A 5,708-nucleotide genomic window follows, 5' to 3' on the forward strand; every position below is an offset into this window, starting at 1 on the left:
ATGATATCAGTTGGCTCGTGCAGCAACATGCCCAAAATAATGTGTCCTTCCGCTTTGTGTGAAGCAGTCGAAGTCATGGGCGGAGGCCAAGTTATCAGCATCGAACGCGGACTCTACATCCCATCAATCAGCGGCTACCGAATAGAAGACTCCATCGTGCTCACCAGAGCCGGTTACGAATTCATCAAGACACTCAACTACGACAGTATCATCGAGTAAACAGTTATATAGCTTTGGCCTTTGCAAAAAAATCGTATTTTGCGCGCTTGAGAATTGTTTCATAGCACAGCCACGCTCATAGTACCGCCATGCTAGAAATTTTCCTCAACTGCGACCTTGGTGAGTGGGAGACTCGCGAACAAACCGCAGCACTGATGACCCACCTCGACATGGCAAACATTGCCTGCGGTGGCCATGCTGGAGACCTTCAGTCGATCAAAGATTGCGCAGAGCTAGCGGAGGCTAAGAAGCCCATCGCGGTCAGCACTGGCGCCCACCCAGGCATAGACTCTGACGATCACGGCCGCAGCCTTCCCTACGACTTTTCAACAGAATCCTTCAGGCTATTGTTAGAAATTCAAATTCAACGTTTCATCAGTGCTGCTGACCTCAACCACATCAAACTCCACGGAGCTCTCTACCACCTGGTGGAAGCTGACGAGGACTACCGAAAAGCTTACTTAGATTTCGTGCGGAGTCATTGCCTGATCTCTATCGTTTGCCTGGCAGGAGGGAAAGTCGCCATCGAAGCTGAAAAGCGCAATCTCCCTATCCTCCCAGAAATCTTCCTTGACCGCCACTACGCGTCCGATGGTAGCCTACTACCTCGCACGCACCGAAATGCCATGATTCACTCGGCCAGTGAAGTTCTGGAGCGATTAGAACTACTCACCGAGAAGCATTGTATCATGGCATACGACGGCACAATGATAGAGCTACCCGCCCACTACGAATGCCTCACTGCATGCGTACACTCCGACTCACCTAGCAGCCTTGAAATACTCAAAGCCGCTAAGGTTTATCTTGATAAGGTCGAGGAGTAGCTAGATCTAATTAAGCATTAGCAATGAATGACTAATAATTGCGATCTAGTCGGGGGGGGGGAGCTTCCACCTTACTCACTTGTAGCCTGGCGTTGCTAGTATAACAGGCAGACCGCCTGTTGCGATCACTACCCTCAGCAAGGTGCCTTACTCTCTGGTACTTTATAAAAGGCCAGATAGAACAACCAACCGAGCACTGGGATAAAAAGAGTCAGCGACCAAAAGGCTTTTCTCCCAGCTGTGCCCTCGCGCTTCCACAGCCCAGTCATCAAAGCGAGAGTCACACATAGGTAGATCCCGCCGAAACACACTAAGGCAAGGAGCGAGGCTAGATCACCGGCGGCGGCATCGCTTATCAAAGCTTGAATTTTATGAGCAATCATAGATTTCCCTGGCAATTTATTTCACCAAGCGCACGCCATCTCCTTCAAAGACGATTTTCTTCTCTTTATAAAGCTGGCTGAGAGCACGCTTGTATGTCTTCTTACTCACGTTGAACATCGCTAGAATCTGGCTTGGGTCTGACTTATCACCCACATCGATGTAACCATCACTTTGCTGGAGGCGGTCGAGAATTTGCTTACTCAACGTAATTGCCTTCTCTGGTCCAGGTTTATCAAGAATCAAATCTAACTTCCCATCCGAGCGAGTGCTGTGAACATAAGCTTTCAAACCCTGACCTACGTGAAGAGGCTGGAAAATCTGGTTGTGATAGAGTAGGCCCCAGTCTTCTTTTTCTACCACCACGCGGTAGCCGAGATCTGTGCGGTCCACCACCATCACATCGACCTCTTCGTTCTCTACATACTTACGGTCGGTTTTCCCTAGGTAGCGACCAAGTCGAGTAGTGGCTGCAATCCGGCGAGTTTCCTCGTCGACATAGACTCTGACCACGACATGCATGCCCTGACTCACCTTGCGCTTTTGCTCACCAAATGGCAGCATCAAATCTTTTATCAAACCCCAGTCTAGAAACGCTCCGTGTGCTGTCACCTGCATGACTTCTAGCACAGCATAGTCACCAACCATTGCCATTGGTGTCTTAGTTGTTGCGATCAAGCGGTCCTCTGAATCACGGTAGATGAATACCTCCAGCATGTCTCCTAGACGTGTCCCCTCGGCCACCTCTCTTACGGGAACCAAGATTTCGCCATCTATACCTGCTTCAAGGTAGATGCCATGGTCCTCTTCACGCACTACCTCGAGCGTGTTCAATTTACCTAGTGCGATCATGCCCGATCAGTAAACGAGTTTACGCGAAAATGATACTTTTAAAATATCAGCCAAACGATCCTTAAGGCTAAACCTTGTAATCTGGTCTTAGCGCCTTAGCGTCCATGCGCACTGGCTGAGGCAAGACGGGCTGAGTAGTAGCCTGCTGGAATGTAGGAAATTGCTTGATCGCATCGATCACCGCCCCTGGTCGTTTTGAGGCCTCAGGCTGGATGAGCCAATAAATCCACTGACGAAAGGCCTCAGGGAAGTCAGCCCGATAAGACCTAAGAAAAGGAATCTCACCCGCTTTATGCTTCGCATGGGCTAACTCTAGAGAGAGTCCTGCTAGAGGGTGTCCGCCAGTAGCCAGCCAATAGAGCATTTGACCGAGCATATAGAGAGTGCTGCGAATGCCTTCAGGTTTTCCTTCAAATAGTTCAGGAGCCATCAATGCTGGATCGAGAGTTTTAGAGAGCCCTACCTCGCCTTCACTCGAAACCAATGGAATCAACTTACTGTGCCCCAAATCCATAAGCGTGTAGTGGTAACCACCCGCCGGCTTAGTGATCGCAATCACAGATGTCGGGCAGAGGGCGTGATGGAAGTACCCATATTCTTCCGCTGCTTGGAGTGCGTCCAGACTCTGACTTGCTAAGCAATACAGTTCCTTAAGCTCCATTTGGCCAGTTTGCTGCATCAGTTGGCTCAAGCGCAGGCCTTCCACGTGAGCAGTCACTAAATATGGCCCATCCTCATCAATTCCAGAATCCAGCACACTAAGAATATTTGCATGGTTGATCCTAGAAAGATCACTCACCACATCAGAAAATCGCTTACACCACTCCTCGTCATGGAAATTTTCTTCCGATGTATCGAAACGACGCAACGCCACCTGACGGTTCAGCTCAGCGTCAAATGCTTTATACACTGCCCCAGCCCTTCCGGAGCCTAGTTCTAGTTCAATACGGTAGCGGTCACCCATGAGGGGCTAAACTTAGACAGGTTACCCTTAAGGACACAAGAATTTAACTTGGTGTTGTGAGTAAGTTGTGAGTAACAGGAGTAAACTATCATTGTTCCGCGCTTGACGGTCTCTCCTACTCACAGTTAGATTGTAGTCCATCTCACTAACGCGTGCGTGTTGGTGACTATCATTTTAACTCAGCCCAAATATTATCGTGGACCACAACGACATCAGAAAAATCGTCGAGCTCATGGACGAGCACGATCTTTCCTACTTCCATCTTGAGAAGGATGACTTTAACCTAAAACTAAAGAAGGGTCTCGACTCAGACACAGTGCAAGCAGCATTCGCTTCTATGCCAACACCTCAGTATGCAGCTGCCGCACCTGCTGCAGCTGCCGCACCACCAGTAGCAGCCGGAGCACCAGTAGCAGCCGGAGCACCTACAGAAGCAGCGACTCCAGCCGGTAAAACAATCGACTCACCAATGGTGGGAACTTTCTACCGCAAGCCAGCACCAGATTCTCCAAATTTCGTAGAAGTCGGCGACACAATCAGTGAAGGCCAGACGATCTGCATTATCGAAGCTATGAAAGTGATGAACGAAATCAAAGCCGAGACATCTGGCACAATCACAGCGATCAACGTAGACGAAGCCACACCAGTTCAGTTTGGTGATGCCCTCTTCACTATCTCGTAGTCTCGACTACCGTCGATCCAACTCTCTTATCTGAATTCTGAGCTGCCCATGCAGCTGCTTGTATCATGTTTAACAAAGTTCTAGTCGCGAACCGTGGCGAAATCGCCCTCCGAATTATCCGAGCTTGTCGCGAGCTCGGAGTCCCATCTGTCGCTGTGTATTCAGAAGCAGACGTCGACTCCATGCACGTGCAATTAGCGGACGAAGCCGTCTGTATTGGCTCTGGTCCATCAAAGGATTCCTACCTCATGCCCGACCGCATCATCGCGGCAGCTGAGATAACTGAAGCAGATGCCATCCACCCAGGATACGGATTCCTCTCAGAAAATGCGCGCTTCGTAGAAATCTGCGAAAGCTGCGACATCAAATTCATCGGACCACGTGCTGACACGATCCGTCAAATGGGCGACAAGAACACTGCCCGCGCTACAGCACTAGCAAATGGTGTTCCTGTGACTCCAGGCTCTGACGGTATTCTCGAATCCGCTGAACATGGCCTCGAACTGGCCAAGGAAATTGGTTTCCCTGTCATGATCAAAGCCACTGCTGGTGGCGGTGGTCGCGGAATGCGTCCATCCTTCAGCGAAGACGATTTCATCGACCTTTATAACCAAGCGAGCCAAGAAGCGATTGCCTGCTTCGGCAATGGTGAATGTTATCTTGAGAAGCTTGTTCTCAATCCTCACCACGTGGAGTTCCAAGTTTTTGGTGATACCCACGGCAATGCCCTTCAACTCGGCGAACGCGATTGCTCCATGCAGCGACGCAACCAAAAGATCATTGAGGAATGTCCATCGCCACTCATTGGGCCTGAACTCCGGGAGCGCATGGCTAAAGCCTCAGTTTCGCTTGTGAAGAACATCGGCTACGAAAACGCAGGAACCATCGAGTACCTCGTGAATGCTGAAGCAACCGACTTCTACTTCATGGAAATGAACACACGTATCCAGGTCGAGCACCCGGTTACCGAAGAAGTCATGGGCTGTGAACTCATTAAGGAACAAATCCGCGTTGCAGCGGGTGAAGCACTTTCCCACCACGTTCTAGAAGCCACTCCTCGCGGCTGGTCAATCGAGTGCCGTATCAATGCTGAGGATCCTTACAACAACTTCGCACCAAGCCCTGGAAAGATCGACCTCTGGTACGCTCCTGGCGGCAAAGGCGTCCGCGTGGACACACACGTCTACTCAGGTTACTCCGTCCCACCATACTACGATTCTATGATCGCTAAGCTCATTTGCACTGGAGCCACACGGGACATCGCTATCGCACGCATGAACCGCGCGCTCAGAGAATTCATGATCAGTGGCATCAAAACCACGATTCCATTCCAGATCGAGATCATCAACCACCCAGACTTCATTTCTGGAAACTACGACATCGCTTGGGTTGGCAAATTCCTTGACGAAAAAATGGCTGACAGAGACTAGTCTCCACGATCAACAATTTTACCAAAGCGAGATCTTCACGGGTCTCGCTTTTTGTTTCGGTGTCTTGCGACCGAGGTATCAACTCTCACTTTAGGACATAAGCCTTTCGTCTCCGACCAATGGCGAAGTTCAAGTTAGCGCATTTAGCTGACATTCCTTGTGGTTCTATGCCCCGCGTATTCCGTCACCATGCATCACTGCAGCGGCGTTTGTCTAAAATGTCCCTATCTATGTCATTTCTTTCACAAAAATAATAAGGCGAGGAACCGAAATCCCCCGCCATATTGTGTGTCGTTTTGCTTTTGTTGCCTCAAAGTGGCAATGATAGCTTGCTGTAAATGCTCAACCTTGTCTAG

The 5,708-nt window shown here is 49.9% G+C and carries 6 protein-coding genes and 1 pseudogene; 4 read left to right on the top strand and 3 right to left on the bottom strand.

The features are described from left to right. A pseudogene (locus tag ABGY95_RS01045) lies at nt 1-219 on the top strand (hypothetical protein); the annotation flags it as partial. Between the two features lie 89 nt (nt 220-308). After that, on the top strand, nt 309-1,043 hold the full coding sequence (locus ABGY95_RS01050) for a LamB/YcsF family protein (protein WP_347439821.1): 735 nt from the start codon (nt 309-311) through the stop codon (nt 1,041-1,043). Nucleotides 1,044-1,177: 134 nt separating this feature from the next. Here the strand turns inward: ABGY95_RS01050 and ABGY95_RS01055 are convergent, their stop codons facing one another. The 3 genes from ABGY95_RS01055 to ABGY95_RS01065 form a co-directional block, all read right to left on the bottom strand. Further along, nucleotides 1,178-1,426, bottom strand: a complete 249-nt coding sequence (locus ABGY95_RS01055; protein WP_347439822.1) for a hypothetical protein — start codon at nt 1,424-1,426, stop codon at nt 1,178-1,180. A gap of 16 nt (nt 1,427-1,442) precedes the next feature. After that, complete coding sequence (locus tag ABGY95_RS01060) at nt 1,443-2,276, bottom strand: S1-like domain-containing RNA-binding protein (RefSeq protein ID WP_347439823.1); 834 nt, start codon at nt 2,274-2,276, stop codon at nt 1,443-1,445. 67 nt (nt 2,277-2,343) lie between these two features. Further along, nucleotides 2,344-3,240, bottom strand: coding sequence for a serine/threonine-protein kinase (locus ABGY95_RS01065; RefSeq protein ID WP_347439824.1), 897 nt, complete (start codon nt 3,238-3,240; stop codon nt 2,344-2,346). Nucleotides 3,241-3,436: 196 nt separating this feature from the next. Between ABGY95_RS01065 and accB the strand changes: the two genes are divergently transcribed. Beyond that, nucleotides 3,437-3,922: an acetyl-CoA carboxylase biotin carboxyl carrier protein gene (accB, locus tag ABGY95_RS01070; protein WP_347439825.1), complete on the top strand. Its 486-nt coding sequence runs from the start codon at nt 3,437-3,439 to the stop codon at nt 3,920-3,922. A gap of 65 nt (nt 3,923-3,987) precedes the next feature. Then, entirely contained in the window at nt 3,988-5,352 is a 1,365-nt protein-coding gene (gene accC / locus ABGY95_RS01075) for an acetyl-CoA carboxylase biotin carboxylase subunit (RefSeq protein ID WP_347439826.1), read from the top strand. Nucleotides 5,353-5,708: the final 356 nt, after the last annotated feature.

It is taken from the genome of Rubritalea sp. (assembly GCF_039830215.1).
Taxonomy (GTDB): domain Bacteria; phylum Verrucomicrobiota; class Verrucomicrobiia; order Verrucomicrobiales; family Akkermansiaceae; genus Rubritalea.

Coding starts and splice junctions, on each gene's coding strand:
- ABGY95_RS01050 (WP_347439821.1), top strand. CDS start 309: ATGCTAGAAATTTTCCTCAACTGCGACCTTGGTGAGTGGGAGACTCGC.
- ABGY95_RS01055 (WP_347439822.1), bottom strand. CDS start 1,426: ATGATTGCTCATAAAATTCAAGCTTTGATAAGCGATGCCGCCGCCGGT.
- ABGY95_RS01060 (WP_347439823.1), bottom strand. CDS start 2,276: ATGATCGCACTAGGTAAATTGAACACGCTCGAGGTAGTGCGTGAAGAG.
- ABGY95_RS01065 (WP_347439824.1), bottom strand. CDS start 3,240: ATGGGTGACCGCTACCGTATTGAACTAGAACTAGGCTCCGGAAGGGCT.
- accC (WP_347439826.1), top strand. CDS start 3,988: ATGTTTAACAAAGTTCTAGTCGCGAACCGTGGCGAAATCGCCCTCCGA.